The 16,663-nt window shown below is 65.7% G+C and carries 20 protein-coding genes; 13 read left to right on the forward strand and 7 right to left on the reverse strand.

Annotation, left to right across the window (positions count from 1 at the left end; translation table 11 throughout):
• Positions 1-41 precede the first annotated feature (41 nt).
• A complete protein-coding gene (gene mobA, locus K8M09_RS09245; protein ID WP_160784451.1) occupies positions 42-677 on the forward strand; it encodes a molybdenum cofactor guanylyltransferase MobA in 636 nt (211 codons plus the stop codon).
• Complete coding sequence (gene mobB, locus K8M09_RS09250) at positions 674-1,192, forward strand: molybdopterin-guanine dinucleotide biosynthesis protein B (RefSeq protein WP_160784452.1); 519 nt, start codon at positions 674-676, stop codon at positions 1,190-1,192. The genes mobA and mobB overlap by 4 nt, the downstream gene beginning before the upstream one ends.
• A gap of 64 nt (positions 1,193-1,256) precedes the next feature.
• On the opposite strand, the gene K8M09_RS09255 is transcribed toward mobB, so the two are convergent.
• Positions 1,257-3,413: an OmpA family protein gene (locus K8M09_RS09255; protein ID WP_160784453.1), complete on the reverse strand. Its 2,157-nt coding sequence runs from the start codon at positions 3,411-3,413 to the stop codon at positions 1,257-1,259.
• A gap of 340 nt (positions 3,414-3,753) precedes the next feature.
• Between K8M09_RS09255 and K8M09_RS09260 the strand changes: the two genes are divergently transcribed.
• The 4 genes from K8M09_RS09260 to K8M09_RS09275 all read left to right on the forward strand — a co-directional run bounded on the left by K8M09_RS09260 (position 3,754) and on the right by K8M09_RS09275 (position 6,745).
• Positions 3,754-4,536: an ABC transporter substrate-binding protein gene (locus K8M09_RS09260; protein WP_160784454.1), complete on the forward strand. Its 783-nt coding sequence runs from the start codon at positions 3,754-3,756 to the stop codon at positions 4,534-4,536.
• A 164-nt stretch (positions 4,537-4,700) separates the two neighbouring features.
• Complete coding sequence (locus K8M09_RS09265; protein ID WP_160784455.1) at positions 4,701-5,504, forward strand: ABC transporter permease; 804 nt, start codon at positions 4,701-4,703, stop codon at positions 5,502-5,504.
• Complete coding sequence (locus K8M09_RS09270; protein ID WP_160784456.1) at positions 5,501-6,331, forward strand: ABC transporter permease; 831 nt, start codon at positions 5,501-5,503, stop codon at positions 6,329-6,331. The genes K8M09_RS09265 and K8M09_RS09270 overlap by 4 nt, the downstream gene beginning before the upstream one ends.
• A 147-nt stretch (positions 6,332-6,478) precedes the next feature.
• Complete coding sequence (locus K8M09_RS09275) at positions 6,479-6,745, forward strand: usg protein (RefSeq protein ID WP_160784457.1); 267 nt, start codon at positions 6,479-6,481, stop codon at positions 6,743-6,745.
• 12 nt (positions 6,746-6,757) lie between these two features.
• Here the strand turns inward: K8M09_RS09275 and K8M09_RS09280 are convergent, their stop codons facing one another.
• Complete coding sequence (locus K8M09_RS09280) at positions 6,758-7,486, reverse strand: DUF2270 domain-containing protein (RefSeq protein ID WP_206366637.1); 729 nt, start codon at positions 7,484-7,486, stop codon at positions 6,758-6,760.
• A 94-nt stretch (positions 7,487-7,580) separates the two neighbouring features.
• On the opposite strand from K8M09_RS09280, the gene K8M09_RS09285 reads away from it, so the two are divergent.
• The 3 genes from K8M09_RS09285 (at position 7,581) to K8M09_RS09295 (ending at position 9,706) form a co-directional block, all read left to right on the forward strand.
• Positions 7,581-8,396, forward strand: coding sequence for a class I SAM-dependent DNA methyltransferase (locus K8M09_RS09285; protein WP_160784458.1), 816 nt, complete (start codon positions 7,581-7,583; stop codon positions 8,394-8,396).
• 67 nt (positions 8,397-8,463) lie between these two features.
• Complete coding sequence (locus K8M09_RS09290; RefSeq protein ID WP_160784459.1) at positions 8,464-9,336, forward strand: NAD(P)-dependent oxidoreductase; 873 nt, start codon at positions 8,464-8,466, stop codon at positions 9,334-9,336.
• A gap of 1 nt (position 9,337) precedes the next feature.
• On the forward strand, positions 9,338-9,706 hold the full coding sequence (locus tag K8M09_RS09295) for an energy transducer TonB (RefSeq protein ID WP_160784460.1): 369 nt from the start codon (positions 9,338-9,340) through the stop codon (positions 9,704-9,706).
• A gap of 7 nt (positions 9,707-9,713) precedes the next feature.
• Here the strand turns inward: K8M09_RS09295 and K8M09_RS09300 are convergent, their stop codons facing one another.
• The 3 genes from K8M09_RS09300 to K8M09_RS09310 all read right to left on the reverse strand — a co-directional run bounded on the left by K8M09_RS09300 (position 9,714) and on the right by K8M09_RS09310 (position 11,536).
• Entirely contained in the window at positions 9,714-10,202 is a 489-nt protein-coding gene (locus K8M09_RS09300; protein ID WP_160784461.1) for an Lrp/AsnC family transcriptional regulator, read from the reverse strand.
• A 117-nt stretch (positions 10,203-10,319) separates the two neighbouring features.
• Positions 10,320-10,958 carry a uracil-DNA glycosylase family protein gene (locus K8M09_RS09305; protein WP_160784593.1) on the reverse strand — a complete coding sequence of 213 codons (639 nt, stop codon included), beginning with the start codon at positions 10,956-10,958 and terminating at the stop codon, positions 10,320-10,322.
• A gap of 11 nt (positions 10,959-10,969) precedes the next feature.
• Positions 10,970-11,536, reverse strand: a complete 567-nt coding sequence (locus K8M09_RS09310; RefSeq protein ID WP_160784462.1) for a thermonuclease family protein — start codon at positions 11,534-11,536, stop codon at positions 10,970-10,972.
• Between the two features lie 171 nt (positions 11,537-11,707).
• Here K8M09_RS09310 and K8M09_RS09315 point away from each other — a divergent pair, with 171 nt between their 5' ends.
• Positions 11,708-13,243 carry a sensor histidine kinase gene (locus tag K8M09_RS09315; protein WP_160784463.1) on the forward strand — a complete coding sequence of 512 codons (1,536 nt, stop codon included), beginning with the start codon at positions 11,708-11,710 and terminating at the stop codon, positions 13,241-13,243.
• A 9-nt stretch (positions 13,244-13,252) separates the two neighbouring features.
• Here the strand turns inward: K8M09_RS09315 and K8M09_RS09320 are convergent, their stop codons facing one another.
• Both K8M09_RS09320 and cobT read right to left on the reverse strand, forming a co-directional pair.
• Positions 13,253-13,630, reverse strand: coding sequence for a diacylglycerol kinase (locus K8M09_RS09320; protein WP_160784464.1), 378 nt, complete (start codon positions 13,628-13,630; stop codon positions 13,253-13,255).
• A 91-nt stretch (positions 13,631-13,721) separates the two neighbouring features.
• Positions 13,722-14,738 carry a nicotinate-nucleotide--dimethylbenzimidazole phosphoribosyltransferase gene (gene cobT, locus K8M09_RS09325; protein ID WP_160784465.1) on the reverse strand — a complete coding sequence of 339 codons (1,017 nt, stop codon included), beginning with the start codon at positions 14,736-14,738 and terminating at the stop codon, positions 13,722-13,724.
• A 188-nt stretch (positions 14,739-14,926) separates the two neighbouring features.
• Here cobT and K8M09_RS09330 point away from each other — a divergent pair, with 188 nt between their 5' ends.
• Genes K8M09_RS09330 through K8M09_RS09340 form a run of 3 tightly spaced genes read left to right on the forward strand, consistent with a single transcriptional unit; the run spans position 14,927 to position 16,662 of the window.
• Positions 14,927-15,709, forward strand: coding sequence for an adenosylcobinamide-GDP ribazoletransferase (locus tag K8M09_RS09330; protein ID WP_160784466.1), 783 nt, complete (start codon positions 14,927-14,929; stop codon positions 15,707-15,709).
• Positions 15,710-15,745: 36 nt separating this feature from the next.
• Positions 15,746-15,967 (forward strand): DUF1289 domain-containing protein, encoded by a 222-nt coding sequence (locus K8M09_RS09335; RefSeq protein ID WP_160784467.1) that lies wholly within the window; start codon positions 15,746-15,748, stop codon positions 15,965-15,967.
• Positions 15,964-16,662, forward strand: a complete 699-nt coding sequence (locus K8M09_RS09340; RefSeq protein WP_160784468.1) for a retropepsin-like aspartic protease family protein — start codon at positions 15,964-15,966, stop codon at positions 16,660-16,662. Before K8M09_RS09335 ends, K8M09_RS09340 begins: the two co-directional genes overlap by 4 nt.
• Position 16,663 lies beyond the last annotated feature (1 nt).

Consider the following 16,663-nt stretch of genomic DNA (forward strand, 5'->3'; position numbering starts at 1 on the left):
GACTAGACCCGAGGGACGGCAAGCATGCCCACGAGAGCGAAATGGCATTGAACGAAGCGATACCGGGCGTGATCCTGGCCGGCGGCCTGTCTTCCCGCATGGGACAGGACAAGGCGGGCCTCCGGCTCGGCGGCACGGCGCTGATCGACCGAGCCGCCCGGCGGCTGCGCCCGCAGGTGTCCGCGCTCGCCGTCAACGCCAACGGCCCCGTCCTCTTCGCGCCCGGCGAGGACTTGCCGGTCTTCGCCGACCTCGATGCAACGCGCTCCGGCCCGCTCGGCGGCGTGCTCGCCGTGCTCGACCATGCGCGGCGCTTCCACCCCGAGACGAGCCACATCGCGACGGTGCCGACGGACAGCCCCTTCTTTCCCGCCGACCTCGTGGCGCGGCTGGCCGAGGCCGTCGATACGCCGGAGCGCATCGTCCATGCCCGCTCGGCACATGGCCCTCACCCCGTCTTCGCGCTATGGCCCGTCGCCCTGACGGACGACCTTGCCGCCTGGCTTGCCGGCGGCGGAGCGCTGCGCATGCGCAGCTACATGGATCGACACCGGGCGCAGGCGGTGGATTTCCCGCCTGTCGGGACAATCGAGGGCGATCTCGATCCCTTCTTCAACATCAACACGCCGGACGACCTCAAGGCGGCGGAAACCTGGCTGCGGGTGCTGGAACGATGACACGACCAAAGATCTTCGGCATCGCGGGCTGGAAGAATTCCGGCAAGACGGGCCTTGCCGTTCGCCTCGTCACAGAACTGGTCGCCCGCGGCTACCGCGTCTCGACCATCAAGCACGCCCACCACGATTTCGACATCGACAAGGTGGGCGCCGACAGCTACCGCCACCGGCAGGCCGGCGCGCACGAGGTCACCATCGTCTCCGGCACGCGCTACGCCATCATGCACGAACTGCGCGGCGCGCCGGAACCCTCCTTCGAGGAAATCCTCGCCCGCCTCGCCCCCTGCGACCTCGTGCTGATCGAAGGCTACAAGCGCGAGCCGATCCCCAAGATCGAGGCGCGCCGGATTGAATCGGCCAACCGCACGCCGCTCGCCCCCGAGGACCCGCATATCGCCGCCATCGCCGCCGACCATGCGGTGACCGACACGACACTTCCCGTCTTCGACCTCGACGACACCGCCGCCATCGCCGACTTCGTGGTGGCGATCACCGGCCTTCCGGCCCCCGCCTGAACCGCGGACGCGAAAAGGCCGCGGGATTTCTCCCGCGGCCTCCCGTTTCCCCGTAACCGGAAAATCAGTTCGCGTTCGCGACCGGACGCACCAGCGTCGTGACGCGGCGGATGGTGACGCGGCGGTTCTGCTGTTCGGCAGCGTCCGTACGCACCTTCAGGAAGCGCTCGCCATAGCCCTGCGTCTGCAGGTTTTCCGGCGGAATGCCGTAGACCTCGGTCAGGAGGTTGGCGACCGCTTCGGCGCGCAGGTCCGACAGGATGAGGTTCGACTTGTCCGAACCGACGGCATCCGTATGGCCTTCGATGAGGAAGGTCTCGCCCGGGTCCTTGTCCAGAACCTTCTCCATGGCTTCTGCGACCTTGCGCAGCGTGCGGGCCTGCGACATGGGCACCTCGGCGCTGCCGGTGGCGAAGGTGATCGTATCGAGGTCGATACGGCGCACCTTGTCGCGCAGGCGGGCGGAATGCTTCACCTCGTCGATCGTATAGACGCGCTCGACGCGCTCGACCGGCGGCTCCGACAGGAAGTCGTAGTAATCCCGGTCCGGCTCGCTCGACGTATCGACGATGTAGTCGCGCAGCGGAATGCGCAGGCGCATCGGCGGCAGCTCGTAGCCGACATCCACGAAGTCCGGACGCGGCGCATCCTCCTCGCGCTCCGGCGCATAGGCGATGATGTATTCACGGCCGTCGCGGCCGACGCGCGAGCGCTGGATGATGTCGCCGTAACGGTCGTAGATCGTCACGATCTGCACGCCGCCGGGGCGAACGATCGTTTCGCGGGTGCGGCCGCGGGCGAGGTTGTCGTAGTAGACCTCTTCCGAGTCGCGGCGCAGGCGCGGACGGTCGTCGCCGCGCACGAACAGCCGGTCGCCGACCGACAGGACCGTGCGGTTATCGATCTTCTCCACCACGTCCACCCGCGTGATGTTGTTGTTCACCACGTTGTTGTTGACGGTGTTGTTGATGACCGTGTTGTTGATCACAGTGTTGTTGACGATGTTGGTCGTCTGCGGCACCTCGAAGACGGGCGCGGCATCAAGACGCTTGCCCTCTTCCTTGATGGCAGCCTCGATCTTCTGCGGCACGGCCTCGCGGACCTCCTCGGAAATCGCAGCCTGAGCCGAAACGTCCGAATCGGGAAGCGGAACCTCTTCCTGCGCCCGCTGTTCCTCGCGCTGCTTGCGGCGTTCCTCGCGGCTCGTCTGGCCACCGAGATTGTCGGCGTCCTTGTCGCTGTCGAGCACGGCGGCGCCGTTCTCGACCGGCAGCACGACCGTCTCGTCGGTCTTGCCCGGATCTTCCGCGATTTCCTGCTTCTGCTCTTCCGTCATGGTGTCGACCACCTCCGGCACAACCACCACCGGAGCCTCGCCGGTCTCGGCCGTCGACGGCTGCTGCTCGCTCGCCGGTTCAGCCGGAACCTCTTCGGTAACGGCCGGCTGCTCGCCCTGCGGCTCCACGGCAGGCTGCTCGGCCTGCTGTTCTTCCGCCGGCTGTTCCTCTACCGGCTGCTCTTCGGTCTGCTGCTGCTGTTGCTGCTGTTCTTCGGCAGCCTTCTGCTGTTCCTCGGCGGCCTTCTGCTGTTCTTCGGCCTGACGCTGCTGCTCTTCGGCGGCGCGCTGGGCCTCTTCTTCCGCAGCCTTCTGCTGCTCGGCGGCCTGCTGGGCCTCCTCGTCAGCGGCCTTCTGCTGTTCGGCAGCGCGCTGGGCCTCCTCTTCGGCGGCCTTCTGCTGCTCGGCGGCACGCTGGGCTTCCTCTTCGGCCGCCTTCTGCTGCTCGGCCTGACGCTGCGCCTCCTCGTCGGCGGCGCGCTGCTGCTCGGCCTGGCGCTGTGCCTCCTCTTCGGCGGCGCGCTGAGCCTCTTCTTCCGCAGCCCGCTGCTGTTCGGCCTGGCGCTGGGCTTCTTCCTCGGCGGCGCGCTGCTCTTCAGCCTGGCGCTGCTGTTCCTCGGCCTGACGCTGCGCTTCCTCTTCGGCGGCGCGCTGCTGCTCTTCAGCCTGACGCTGCTGCTCCTCGGCCTGGCGCTGGGCCTCTTCCTCGGCGGCGCGCTGCTGTTCCTGCTGCTGCTGGAGAAGCTCCTCCTCCGTGGGGCCGGAGCTTTCCTGGGCAACCTCGAAAGGCTTCATCAGGGCGTCGGCGAGGGTCGGCGTTGCGACCAGCGATACCGACAGCACCGGCAGCGCCACGGTTGCGAAGAGTTTGGAGCGGAAAGTCATCGTTTTGTCCTCACGGTGTCCCGTCTTGTTGATTTCGCGGGCTGCCTACCGGTTTTTCCATCGGCCGGCAAATCACCCGTATTCCTGCAAAGCCCTAGCCATACGCGCCTGAACCTCGGCTGAACGCGCGCCATGAAGGGGCCAGATAGGCCCCGCCACCGGCCCGGCCAGGGGCGGGCGCGAAATTGTCGGGGAAAGCGGGCGGAAAAACGGCGGAAAAACAGTTGATTTTTGGGCGGAAACGGGACGATTATCCAACCCAAGCGGGCAGGCCTGCCCGCTTCCCATCAAGGCCCGGACAAAAAAAACAACCGGAGAGCCTTCAACTGAGAGGACTACAATGCGTATTTCCAAACGTCTCACGCTCGCAGCTTCGGCCGCGGCGCTCGCCCTGTTCGCCTCCTCCGCGGCGATGGCGGACGGCGAGAAGATCGTGATCGGCACGGAAGGCGCCTACCCGCCCTTCAACGTCCTCGAATCGGACGGCACGCTTACCGGCTTCGACGTCGACATCGCCAAGGCGCTCTGCGAAGAGATGAAGGCCGACTGCACCTTCGTCGCGCAGGACTGGGACGGCATCATCCCCGGCCTGATCGCCAAGAAGTACGACGCCATCGTCGCATCCATGTCGATCACCGCCGAGCGCAAGGAAAAGGTCGACTTCTCCAAGAAGTACTACAACACGCCGCCGGCCATCATCGTGCCGAAGGATTCCGATATCAAGGAAGCGACGCCTGAAGCGCTTGCCGGCAAGTCGCTCGGCGCGCAGGGTTCCACGACCCATTCCAACTATGCCCAGGCGCATATGAAGGATGCCGACATCAAGATGTACCCGACCTCGGACGAGTACAAGCTCGACATCGCCAACGGCCGCATCGACGCCGCCATCGACGACGTGGTGGTCCTGTCGGAATGGCTGAAGACGGAAGACGGCGCCTGCTGCAAGCTGCTCGGCACCCTGCCGATCGACCCGGTCATCAACGGCGAAGGCGCCGGCATCGCGGTACGCAAGGGCGACCCGCTGGCCGACAAGTTCACCGCGGCGATCGCAGCCATCCGCGCCAGCGGCAAGTACCAGGAAATCAACGCCAAGTACTTCCCCTTCGACGTCTACGGCGAGTGATATGCGGCGCGCTGGTGTCATGCGGGTTTTTTCTGACCCCATCACCAGAATGCACGGGCGGGAGGGCTTGCTCTCCCGCTCTTTTTGTCTGAGTAGTTGCGTATAAGAAAAGACAGGCGCACCAAGGCGTCCTGACAATAAGCATATCGGGGGGTATTTCTGGCATGAGCGGGTTCTTCACCGCCATCGTCGATGCGGTATCCGCATTTTTGGGGATCATCGATCCCTTCTGCGGTCCGGTCGGCGTCTTCACTCTTTTCGCGGGCGATACGCTTCTGGCATGCGGCGCCGCAGGCTGGGGCGACGAGATCGCCTTCGGCGTGCTGGTAACGGCAAGTCTCGCCATCGCCACCCTGCCGGTCGGCCTCATGCTCGGCTTCTTCATCGCGCTCGCAAAGCAGTCGGATGAACCCGCGCTCCGGCGTTCGGCCAATATCTACACCACCCTCTTCCGCGGCCTGCCGGAGTTCCTGACGCTCACCATCGTCTATTACGGCCTGCAGATTCTCGTGCAGAACTTCATGGCCGCGCTCGGTTTCGATGGCCAGATCGAGATCAGCGCCTTCTTCGCCGGCATGGTCGCGCTCGGCGCGGTCTTCTCGGCCTATTGCTCCGAGGTGCTGCTGTCGGCCTTCAAGGCCATCCCGCGCGGCCAGTACGAGGCGGGCTATGCGCTCGGCCTGCATCACGGCCGCACCATGCAGCTCATCGTGTTGCCGCAGCTCATCCGCGTCGCCCTGCCCGGCCTCGGCAATCTCTGGATGGCGCTGCTGAAGGACACGGCCCTCGTCTCCGTCATCGGCCTGCCGGATATCCTGCGCCAGACGGGCGTCGCCGCGCGCGTGACCAAGGAAGCCTTCGCCTTCTATAGCCTTGCCTGCCTTCTGTTCCTCGTCCTCGCCTTCATCTCCTCCCTCGTCTTCTCGCGCATCGAGAAATGGGCCAAACGTTCGGAGGTCGCGCGATGAGCCACGTTGCCACCCTTATCCCGCCGCAGGCCCCGCCGCCGCTGCCGCCCAAGCCCTTCACCGCCGGCCGCCTCTTCGGCAATGTCTTCATGGGCGTCTGGCTGGCGCTCGCCGTCGGCGTCTTCATGCTCATCGTCAACGGCTGGGACCCGGAGAAATTCGCGAAATACGGGCCGAACTACCTTTCGGGTCTCGGCGTCACGCTGCTGCTCGTCGTCATCTCCGTTTCGCTCGGCGGCGTCCTGTCGCTGCCGCTGGCCTTCGCGCGCATGTCGAAGAACCCGGTCTTCTCCTGGTTCGCCGCCGGCTATGTCTATTTCTTCCGCGGTACGCCGCTGCTGACCCAGCTCTTCCTCATCTATTACGGTCTCGGCAGCTTCTCCCCGGAGCTGAAGTCGCTCGGCCTCTGGTGGTTCTTCCGCGACGCCTGGAACTGCGCGCTCCTCGCCTTCACGCTCAACACCGCCGCCTACCAGGCCGAAATCCTGCGCGGCGCCATCGAGAGCGTGCCGCGCGGCCAGCATGAAGGCGCATCCGCGCTCGGCCTGCCGAAGAAGGTCACCTTCTTCAAGGTCATCCTGCCGCAGGCTCTCATCGTGGCGCTGCGCCCCTACGGCAACGAGATCATCCTGATGATCAAGGGCTCGGCCATCGTCGCCATTGTCACGGTTCTCGACCTGATGGGGCAGACGCGCCTCGCCTTCTCCCGCACCTTCGATCCCCAGACCTATATCTGGGCCGCGCTGATCTACCTGCTGATCGTGGAGCTGCTGCGCAACCTCTGGGCCTGGCTCGACGCCCGCCTGACGCGCCACCTCAAGCGCTAGGACCTTCTGGCAGCACTCCATGGGGAGTGCTGCCAACATCCTGTTTTCAAAGAAATATTCCCGATACGGACACGATATTAAGCCTTCATTAACCTTGAAGGGCGTTCAATTGCAGGGACCATCATTCATCACGCGATGAGGTCCGCTATGACGAACGACATGGCAATGCAGCTCAAGGGCTACGGCATGACCACGGCCCAGATCCTCTACCGCATGCCGGATCACCAGCAATTCCTGCAGACCTATATCTGGCAGCACTACGATCTTGCCCCGGATTTCCCGGAGATGAAGAGCTTCCTGAAGTTCTGGCAGGAGAAGCTGGACGGCCCCATCCATTCCGTGCGCTACGTCCACCGCCGCCTCATCTCGGCGACGGAGTGGCGCGCGCTGAAGGGTGAATTCGTCATCAATTGACGGCCGCCGCCCTCAGACGTGAACGGACCCGTGCGCAAGCTCGCTGTCCGACATTTTGACCGTGAACGAGAAATAGGCGACGACGGCATAGAACAGGGCAACAAGCGCGATCACCACGCCGCCGGGCACCGGCCCGAGCGCCGCATTGGCCACCACATGATCGAAGGCGAGCGTCATGTCCCTGCCCGCCGTCGCCGGCCGTTGCAGGGTCGAGGACGAGATCTTCAGCGCCCAGGCCAGAAGCAGGATGAGATACATCCAGCAATAGTTGCGCCGCAGCCGCCGACAGGCTGCATCGCGGTAGCTGATCAGGAATTCCGGCTTTCTGAGGCTCTTGGCGATGGGCTCGGCCCAGTCGAGCGCAAGCTGGCCGCGCGGATTGAGGATTTCCGCGAAATAGAACCGCTCGAGCTGGCGCACCCGCGCGCGATAGACGTCGAAGAAACGATAGCGCCGGGCCTCGATCATCAGGAGCAGCGTTATCAGCAGGATGGCGAAGAGCAGCACGCCATGGTGCGAGGTCGGCGTCGACAGCGAGACCGAGAGCAGCGCCGCCACCACCGTAATCGCCCAATTGGTCGTCCGGTCGATGCGGTCGCGCCAGCCGGCCATGCGGCCAAGCTCCCCGCGGTAGTAATGCACCATGGTGTTGATCGTCTCCATCGGCGTCGCCGGCAGGGCGGGACTCGGGGGACGGTTCCTATCGATGGACAGCGACGGCGGGGACATATCGCCGGGCATGGCATTCCTCCCAATGGTCTTTTTGGTCTTGGCAGGGATCATGCGCCTCTTTCGGCGATTGATAAACGGCTATTTGCGGCCTAAGAGACGCCCCATGAAGAAGATCGACGAAGATGCGCTCGCGGAAGCCTATAACCGCGCCCTTTCGCTGGAAAAATCCGGCGATTTCGACGCCGCCGCCAAGGCCTATGCCGAAGTGCTGGCGCTCGACCCGGAAGACCATGGCGGCGCGGCCGTGCGCCTTGCCTCGATGGGCCGCGGCGACACGCCGGAAAAGGCGCCCGACGCCTATGTCACCACCCTCTTCGACCAGCATGCCGAAGTCTTCGACAACGTTCTCGTCGACCAGCTCGGCTATTGCGTGCCGCTCCTGGTGCGCCAGCGCTTCCAGGCGCTTGGCCTTGGCGGCTTCAAGCGCGTGCTCGACCTCGGCTGCGGCACCGGCCTGACGGGCGGCGCGCTGCGCGACATGGCCGAGGACATTACCGGCGTCGACCTCTCCGAAAACATGGTCGAGATCGCCCACGACAAGGACCTCTACGAGACGCTCTACGTCGCCGAGGCCGTCGATTTCCTCGACGACAACGAGGACGATCCCTTCGACCTCATCACCGCGACGGACGTGCTGCCTTATCTCGGCGCGCTGGAACCCCTCTTCTTCGGGGCGGCCGACAATCTCGTGCCCGGCGGCCACTTCATCTTCTCCTCCGAGACCTTGCCGGAAGAGGCCTTCGCCGGCCGCCCCTTCATGGTCGGCCCGCACCAGCGCTTCGCCCATGCCGCCGATTATGTGCGCCAGCGCCTCGAGGAAACCGGCTTCGACCTCGTGGAGATGACGGACATCACTGTGCGCATGGAGGAAGGCGAGCCTATCCCCGGCCATCTGGTGCTGGCGAAATATCGCGGCTGACGGGAAACACTTTCGCGCAAATCGATCATCCGCTACATCTCCTGCCAAATTCCGCAGGAGATTCAGCATGGCAAAAGTTGCATTCATCGGCCTCGGCGTCATGGGCTATCCCATGGCCGGCCACCTGAAGGTCAAGGGCGGCCATGAGGTCGCGGTCTACAACCGCACCTTCGCCAAGGCGGAGGCATGGGCCGCCGAATTCGGCGGAAGGGCCTGCCGCACCCCGGCGGAGGCCGCGGCCGACGCCGAATTCGTCTTCACCTGCGTCGGCAACGACGACGACCTGCGCTCCGTCACCATCGCGAAAGACGGCGTGCTCGACGGCTTGAAGCCGGGCGCGATCCTCATCGACAACACCACGGCGTCCGCCGAGGTCGCCCGCGAACTCGACGCCGCCGCGAAGGCGAAGGGCTGCCACTTCATCGACGCTCCCGTTTCCGGCGGCCAGGCCGGCGCGGAAAACGGCGTGCTCACCGTCATGTGCGGCGGCGAGGCGGAGGCCTTCGAGCGCGCCCGGCCCGTCATCGACGCCTATGCCCGCATGGTCGGCCTGATGGGCGCGGCGGGCGCGGGGCAGCTTGCCAAGATGGTCAACCAGATCTGCGTCGCCGGCATCGTGCAGGGCCTTGCCGAAGCCATCCACTTCGGCAAGCAGGCCGGTCTCGACATGGAGGCGGTGATCGAGGTCATCTCCAAGGGGGCGGCCGGTTCCTGGCAGATGGACAATCGCCACAAGACGATGCTCGCCGGCAAATACGATTTCGGCTTCGCCATCGACTGGATGCGCAAGGACCTCGGCATCATCCTGTCCGAGGCGCGCCGCAACGGCGCAAAACTCCCCGCCACCGCCCTCATCGACCAGTTCTACGGCGACGTGCAGGACATGGGCGGCAACCGCTGGGATACGTCCTCGCTGCTGGCGCGGCTCGAAAGGAAATAGGGTGCCGCGCCGCACCCTGCCCGCCCTCGCAACTCTCATCGCCCTCGCCGCACCGGCGGTGGCCGAGGATACGACACCGGCGCTCGCCATGGCGCTGCACCGGCAGATCGCCCGATGCTGGGCAATGCCGGCCGACATCCCCGCCCATGTCGGGACGGTGCGCGTGAAATTCTCGCTGACCGAGAGCGGTGAACTCGACGGCTCCCCCACGATAGAAGGCCCCGTCGCCGGCGATCCGGCGACGAAAGCCTTTGCCGCAAGCGCGGTGCGCGCAGTCGTGCGGTGCGCTCCCTTCAAGGGGCTGGCGGAGCTTGCGCCCTATGCCGCCTGGAAGACGCTCGCCGTCAACTTCAAGCGGCCGGAAACCTGAGAGGAACCTATTCCTCGCCGCTCTTCTGGTTGTCCACGACCATGTAGTCGAGCGGAAGCTCGGTCGTGTACTTGATCTGCTCCATCGCAAAGGCGGAGGAGACGTCGCGGATCTCGATGCGGGCGATCATGCGCTTGTAGAAGGCGTCGTAGGCAGCGATATCCGGCACGACGACGCGCAGCAGGTAATCCACCTCGCCGCTCATGCGGTAGAACTCGACGACTTCCGGGAACTCGACGATCACCTCGGAAAAGCGCTTCAGCCATTCCGTCGAATGGGAATTGGTGCGGATCGAGACGAAGACGGTGACCTTGGTGTTGATCTTCACCGGGTCGAGCAGCGCGACGCGCTTGCGGATCACGCCGTCCTCTTCCATCTTCTGGATGCGCCGCCAGCAGGGCGTGGTCGAAAGACCGACCTTCTTGGCAAGGTCGGCGACGGCGAGCGTGGAATCTTCCTGCAGAAGACGCAGGATTTTGCGGTCCAGACGATCCATGATTTCCCCCAAGGCATTTCCGGTGACGGTGCGGTCGCTGTTTGCGTCCAGAACGACGCGAAACAAAATTTAATTCCCTCATACACCCGTTTATAGGTGAATTGGAAGAATTAAATTTCAGGACGTCAGAGTTTTCACCCGATTTCGCAGCTCCGGCAACACCTCCTCCTCGAACCATGGATTGCGCTTCAGCCAGCCGGTGTTGCGCCAGCTTGGATGCGGCAGCGGCAGCACGGCCGGCCCCTCGTTGCGTCCGAGGTGGCGGCGCCAGTCGCGCACGGTCTCCGTCATGCTCGAAGCCCGCGCCGCGCCGAGATGCCAGCCCTGCGCATATTGGCCGATTGCCAGCACCAGTTCGATCTGCGGCATGGCGGCCATCACGCGTGCGCGCCAGAGCGGCGCGCATTCCCGCCGCGGCGGCAGGTCGCTGCCATGCGCGTCGTAGCCGGGAAAGCAGAAGCCCATCGGCACGATGGCGAATTTTTCCGGTGTGTAGAACGCCTCCCGCGTCACATCCAGCCAGTTGCGCAGCCGGTCGCCCGAGGCATCGTTGAACGGCAGGCCGCTCTCATGCACGCGAAGCCCCGGGGCCTGCCCGGCAATGAGAATGCGCGCCCTGTCCGAGAGGACGGCGACCGGCCGCGGCTCGTGCGGCAGGACATCCCCTTCCCGCGCCGGCATATCGCGACAGACCCGGCAGGCGGAAATCGCCGCATGAAGCGCCGCGATCTCCCCGGCATGGCCACCGTCATCCATCGTGTCGTCCGTCACTTCAGCCCCAATGTTCCCAGAATGCCGCCGAGCACGCCGGGTTCCGCGTCGTGCGCCTCCTCCTGCGGCCGGCCGTTCATCCGCCGCCATTGCTGCGGCATGTCGAACTCCGCGCCCCAAAGCCCCTTGCGCTCGGCCTTGGCGAACCGTTCCTCATCCTCGTAGTCGCCATAGGCGACGGCAAGCCCTTCGCGCACCATGCGCGCGCCGAGATCGCCGCCCCCGGCCTCACAGCGCGCCAGCCAGCGGTCATACTTGTCCCTGCCCTGCGTGCGGCAGGTGACGGAGCCGGACCGCAGAAGCTCGGCCAGCCGCGAGCGCGCGGCAACGCCGCAGCGCCAGTCCGCGCCGTCCCGCTTGCATACCTGCATCATCTCCGGCGTATCCATACCCGCCAGCCGGATGCGATGATCGCCGAGCGTCAGCGTATCGCCATCGGCCGCCCGCGCCGCGCCGGTGATCGTCTCGCCACCCTCGCCACCGACACGCGCCACGATCAGCGCGGTGAACGCCAGGATCGCGACGGCCGTGCCGATATCGCGCGCGCGTCTGGTAAACCCCATGAAGATGCCTGTCCCTGCCCCGGAGTGATGACGCGGCATCCATGCCGGATCGCCATTGCCCTTACGTAATGGAAAATGCCGGAATGGTTCGCAAATGGTTTATAGGCGGCAGCATCTTCTTAAGGATTCCCCCCTAGACTTCAATGCTGTCCGCAACAGTTGCAATCCGTGATGAGTACCGGCGTCAGCACCTCGACCGACAAGATCATTGTCGACAAGTCGCGCAGCCTTCGTAACAAGGCTGTCACGCGGACCGTCCGCGCGACCCGTGAACGGCTGCAGACAGCGACCGGCAATTCGCCGGGCTTCGAGCGCGAGATGCTGCAATTGCACATCGATTCGGCCGTGCAGGGCGCGCTCGCCGTGCCCGTGGTCGTCATGCTGATCGCGGCCGTCGGCCTCTATCTCACGCAGGACGCCACCCTTCTCGCCTGGGCCGTGCTGGCACTCAGCATGCACGCCATCGGCATGCTCGTCGCGCGCCGCGCGCGCGGCAAGGATATCACCGGCGAGATCGTACACCGCTGGCAGCGCCGCTTCCTTGCCACACAGTTCCTCATGGGCATCGCCTGGGCGGTCTTCGCCCTGCAGGATTGCAGCCAGTGCTCCGGCGTCTCCTTCGAATTCTACAAGGGATCCTCGCTGCTCGTGGCGCTGGCGGTGACGGCCATGGGCACGCTCATGCTGCGCCATGCGATCCTCTGCGCCTTCGGGCCGACGGTCGTCGCGCTCGCCGTCTCCACCCTGCTGCACCCCGAGCCGGCAACCGTGGGCATGACGGCCATCGTCGCCGCCGCCCTCGTCTTCCTCGTCTTCATGACGCGCCGCCTGCGCCACACCAGCGCGCAGCTCCTGTCCTCCCAGTCGGAGAAGGACGACCTGATCGCCGAGCTTGAAGTGGCCAAGGCCATGTCGGACGAGGCGCGCCGCCGGGCGGAAGAGGCAAACCTCGCCAAGTCGCGTTTCCTCGCCTCCATGTCCCACGAACTGCGCACGCCGCTGAACGCCATTCTCGGCTTTTCCGAGGTCATGTCGACGGAAGTGCTAGGGCCGCTGAACAACCCGGTCTACAAGGAATATACCTCGGATATCCACCGTTCCGGTCAGCATCTCCTCAATCTCATCAACGAGATTCTCGACCTCTCGCGCATCGAGGCCGGCAAATACGACCTGTCGGAAGAATCCGTCCATCTCGTCGATATCGCCGAGGATTGCATCGGCATGGTGCAGCTTCGCGCGCGGGCCAAGAACATCACGATCACCGAGCAGGTCGAAAGCGACATGCCCGCCGTCTGGGCGGACGAGAAGGCGCTGCGCCAGGTCATCCTGAACCTCCTGTCGAATGCCGTGAAATTCACGCCGCAGGGCGGCGAAGTTACCGTCAAGGCCGGCTGGACGGCGGGCGGCGGACAATATGTCTCCATCAAGGATAACGGCCCCGGCATTCCGGAAGAGGAAATCCCGGTCGTGCTCTCGGCCTTCGGCCAGGGCTCCATCGCCATCAAGAGCGCCGAGCAGGGCACCGGCCTCGGCCTGCCCATCGTCCAGGCGATCCTCGCCAAGCACAATGGCGAATTCATCCTGAAGTCCAAGCTGCGCGAAGGCACCGAGGCCATCGCCATCCTGCCGGCCAAGCGCGTGCTCCAGAGCCTGCCCGCCGTCAGCGAAACGCAGGCCGTGGCCCCTCGCCGCAAAAGCTTCGCCTGACGGCCGGCCTCAGAGGAACGACGAAATCACCACATAGCCGGCAAAGCCGGCATTGGCGACGATCAGGCAGAAGACGGCGAAGGAGCCGAGGTCCTTCGAGTGCTTGCCCATCTCCGAGATTTCCGGAGACACCCGGTCGACGATTTCCTCGATGGCCGTGTTCAGCGCCTCGAAGGCGACCATCAGCAGGAAGAGGATCGCCATCGCCACATACTGGAAGAACGAGGCGCCGACGACCGTGAAGATCACCATAGCGACGACGAAGGCGATCAGCTCGTGCCGGAAGGCCGCCTCGCCGAGCAGCCGGCGCGCGCCGGCCGCCGAATAGGTCGCAGCCGCGATCAGGTGGCTGAAGCCCGTCTTTTTCTCGATTGGTGCCTGACCCATTCCAACAATCCCGTTCTCTTCACCGGCATGCCCTGTCGCGGGCATGCCGTGCTCTCAATTCACGCCATTGGGGCTTTTTCCCGGCATGGCGTTACGAACGGTTGCTGACGCCCGCCTGAACGAAGGTCGCCATGCCGGAATGGCAGGCCGCCGCCGACTTGACGATGCCGGCCGCCAGCGCCGCGCCGGTGCCCTCGCCCAGCCGCATGCCGAGCGCCAGCAGCGGCGTCTTGCCGAGCTTCTCGATGGACTTCAGGTGCCCCGGCTCGGCCGATACATGGCCGATCAGGCAATGGTCGAGCGCCGAGGGATTGGCCGCGCGAAGAACGGCGCCGGCCGCCGTCGCCACATAGCCGTCGATGATGACGGGGATTTTCTGCATGCGGGCGGCAAGGATCGCCCCGGCCATGGCCGCGATCTCGCGGCCGCCGAGGCGGCGCAGCACTTCCAGCGGATCGGACAGATGCGCGCGGTGCAGGTCGACGGCCTTCTTCACGGCCGCGATCTTGCGCTGCAAAACCTCGCCCTCAGAGCCGGTGCCCGGGCCGACCCATTCCTCCGCCGTGCCGCCATAGAGCGCCAGGTTGATCGCCGCCGCGATGGTCGTGTTGCCGATCCCCATCTCGCCGACGCACAGGAGGTCCGTGCCGCCGGCGACGGCTTCCATGCCGAAGGCCATGGTGGCGGCGCAGTCGCGCTCGGAAAGCGCCGCTTCCTCGGTAATGTCGGCGGTCGGATAGTCGAGCGCGAGGTCGAAGACCTTGAGGCCGAGGTCGTGCGCCACGCAGATCTGGTTGATCGCCGCGCCGCCGGCCGCGAAGTTCTCCACCATCTGCGCCGTGACGGAGGACGGATAGGGCGTGATGCCCTGCCTGGTGACGCCGTGGTTGCCGGCGAAGATGGCGACCAGCGGGCGCGTGACGGCCGGCGCGCGGCCGGTCCAGGCGGCGAGCCAAAAGGCGATCTCCTCCAGCCGGCCGAGCGCGCCCGGCGGCTTGGTGAGCTGCGAATCCCGTTCGCGCGCGGCCACCAGCGCGGCCGAATCGGGGCCGGGAAGGTTGCGCAGCAATTCACGGAAATCATCGAACGGCAGGCCGCTGGCACTCATCTTGGGGAATTCCTTGCTTGGAGCTTTTCAAAGGCGGGTGTCTGGTGTCGTCAGCGGTCTTTTCCGCAATCGCGGACGCAAAACCGCTGCGCGCTTTCGCTGGAACTGCTTAATAGAGCGAGGGCGCGAATCCGACAACCGCATTTGCGGCGGCCACCGTCGCCTTTTGCCAGGAGGGGCTTTTCAAGGTGAGCATACGGGACTTCATCGACGACACGGCACGCTCCGTCGCCTTCCTTTCGCGCGTGCCGATGCCGCAGCGCCATTTCATCGGCTATGACGGAAGGCTGTCGCGCGCGGTGCGGGCCTTCCCGCTTGCCGGCGTGCTGATCGTGCTGCCGGCGGCCGCGCTCGCCGCCCTGCTCTCGGCCTTCCATGCCCCGCCTGCCTTGCTCGCCATCTCCACCCTCGCCCTGCAGGTGCTCGTCACCGGCGCGCTGCACGAGGACGGGCTTTCCGACAGCGCCGACGGCATCGGCGGCGGGCGGGACCGCGACAGCGCACTCGCCATCATGAAGGACAGCCGCGCCGGCTCCTATGGCGTCGTGGCGCTCATTCTCTCCTTCGGCCTGCGCGCCGCCGCCATCGCCGCGCTCGCGGCGGTCCTCACCCCGTCCGGCCTCGGCATGGCGCTGCTGGCCGTCGCCGCCGCCAGCCGCACCGCCATGGTCTGGCACTGGTCGCTGCTGCCGCCGGCCCGCCGCGACGGCGTCGCCGCCTCGGTCGGCGAACCGGAAAACAGCGCGACGCTCTTCGCGCTCGCCAGCGGCATCGGGATATCCGCCCTGCTGCTCCTGCCGCACGGCACTGTGGCCTCCTTCGCGCTTGCATCGGCCGCCGCCGTGCTTGCCGTCCTCCTCTTCAACCGTATTGCGCTGCGCAAGATCGGCGGCCATACGGGCGATACGATCGGCGCGACGCAGCAGCTTGCGGAAATGTCGGTTCTCTTCTCCCTTGCCTTGGCGCTTTGAGCTACCGATATTGAAAAGACAGAGACCGGAGACCCGATGGAATCGCCCTGCATCCTCGTCTGCTCGATCGATATGGTGACCGGATATTGTTTCGGCTGCGGCCGCACGCGCGACGAAATCGGCGCCTGGACGCTCTACACGCCGGAGGAGCGCCGCGCGATCATGGCCGCGCTGCCGGCCCGGCTCGAAACCGTCGAGCGCAAGCCGCGTCGCGAGACCCGGCGGTCGCGCATGGCGCGGGAGCGCGGCGAGGCATGAGGCTCTATATCCTTCTCGGCATCCTCGCGGCCGGTCTTGCCCTTCTCATCCTCAACCATGACGGCGGGCGCACGCTCGGCCTCGACAACGACGACTTCGGCCGGCTCGTCACCCTTTCGGCCATCGGCACGATGATGGCCGCCGGCATCCTGGCGAGCCGTCGACAATGGGGCGAGAGCCTGCGCCAGGCCGCCATCTGGCTGGTCCTCATCCTCGCGCTCGCCACCGCCTATCTCTATCGCTTCGACCTGCAGGAAATCGGCAACCGCCTGACCGCCGGCCTGATCCCCGGCCGCGCCGTCGTGACGACCGGTGCAAGCGGCGAGGAAATCCTCGTCATCCACAAGGGCCTCTCCGGCCATTTCGAGGCGGACGTGACCATCGACGGCACGCCGCTGCGCATGCTGGTGGATACGGGGGCAAGCTCCGTGGTGCTGTCCTACGACGACGCCATGCGTCTCGGCATAAACCCGGACAACCTCGTCTTCTCCATCGAGGTCTCCACCGCCAACGGCCGGGCGCGCGCCGCGCCCGTGACGCTGCGCGAGGTCGCCATCGGCCCCATCCTGCGCGGCACGATCCGCGGCATGGTCACCGAGCAGGGCCGGCTCGACCAGAGCCTCCTCGGCATGAGTTTCCTGGAAACCCTCGGCTCCATCGAGATCACCCGCGACGAATTGCGGCTGAAGGACTGAA

Source organism: Shinella zoogloeoides, from assembly GCF_020883495.1.
Lineage (GTDB): Bacteria > Pseudomonadota > Alphaproteobacteria > Rhizobiales > Rhizobiaceae > Shinella > Shinella zoogloeoides.

Bases quoted from the DNA above. Each gene is read 5' to 3' on its own strand.
- mobA (WP_160784451.1), top strand. From the start codon at position 42: ATGGCATTGAACGAAGCGATACCGGGCGTGATCCTGGCCGGCGGCCTG.
- K8M09_RS09270 (WP_160784456.1), top strand. From the start codon at position 5,501: ATGAGCCACGTTGCCACCCTTATCCCGCCGCAGGCCCCGCCGCCGCTG.
- K8M09_RS09285 (WP_160784458.1), top strand. From the start codon at position 7,581: ATGAAGAAGATCGACGAAGATGCGCTCGCGGAAGCCTATAACCGCGCC.
- K8M09_RS09310 (WP_160784462.1), bottom strand. From the start codon at position 11,536: ATGGGGTTTACCAGACGCGCGCGCGATATCGGCACGGCCGTCGCGATC.
- K8M09_RS09290 (WP_160784459.1), top strand. From the start codon at position 8,464: ATGGCAAAAGTTGCATTCATCGGCCTCGGCGTCATGGGCTATCCCATG.
- K8M09_RS09265 (WP_160784455.1), top strand. From the start codon at position 4,701: ATGAGCGGGTTCTTCACCGCCATCGTCGATGCGGTATCCGCATTTTTG.
- K8M09_RS09340 (WP_160784468.1), top strand. From the start codon at position 15,964: ATGAGGCTCTATATCCTTCTCGGCATCCTCGCGGCCGGTCTTGCCCTT.
- K8M09_RS09300 (WP_160784461.1), bottom strand. From the start codon at position 10,202: ATGGATCGTCTGGACCGCAAAATCCTGCGTCTTCTGCAGGAAGATTCC.
- K8M09_RS09260 (WP_160784454.1), top strand. From the start codon at position 3,754: ATGCGTATTTCCAAACGTCTCACGCTCGCAGCTTCGGCCGCGGCGCTC.
- K8M09_RS09320 (WP_160784464.1), bottom strand. From the start codon at position 13,630: ATGGGTCAGGCACCAATCGAGAAAAAGACGGGCTTCAGCCACCTGATC.
- K8M09_RS09255 (WP_160784453.1), bottom strand. From the start codon at position 3,413: ATGACTTTCCGCTCCAAACTCTTCGCAACCGTGGCGCTGCCGGTGCTG.
- K8M09_RS09315 (WP_160784463.1), top strand. From the start codon at position 11,708: ATGAGTACCGGCGTCAGCACCTCGACCGACAAGATCATTGTCGACAAG.
- cobT (WP_160784465.1), bottom strand. From the start codon at position 14,738: ATGAGTGCCAGCGGCCTGCCGTTCGATGATTTCCGTGAATTGCTGCGC.
- K8M09_RS09335 (WP_160784467.1), top strand. From the start codon at position 15,746: ATGGAATCGCCCTGCATCCTCGTCTGCTCGATCGATATGGTGACCGGA.
- K8M09_RS09280 (WP_206366637.1), bottom strand. From the start codon at position 7,486: ATGCCCGGCGATATGTCCCCGCCGTCGCTGTCCATCGATAGGAACCGT.
- K8M09_RS09305 (WP_160784593.1), bottom strand. From the start codon at position 10,958: ATGGATGACGGTGGCCATGCCGGGGAGATCGCGGCGCTTCATGCGGCG.
- K8M09_RS09275 (WP_160784457.1), top strand. From the start codon at position 6,479: ATGACGAACGACATGGCAATGCAGCTCAAGGGCTACGGCATGACCACG.
- mobB (WP_160784452.1), top strand. From the start codon at position 674: ATGACACGACCAAAGATCTTCGGCATCGCGGGCTGGAAGAATTCCGGC.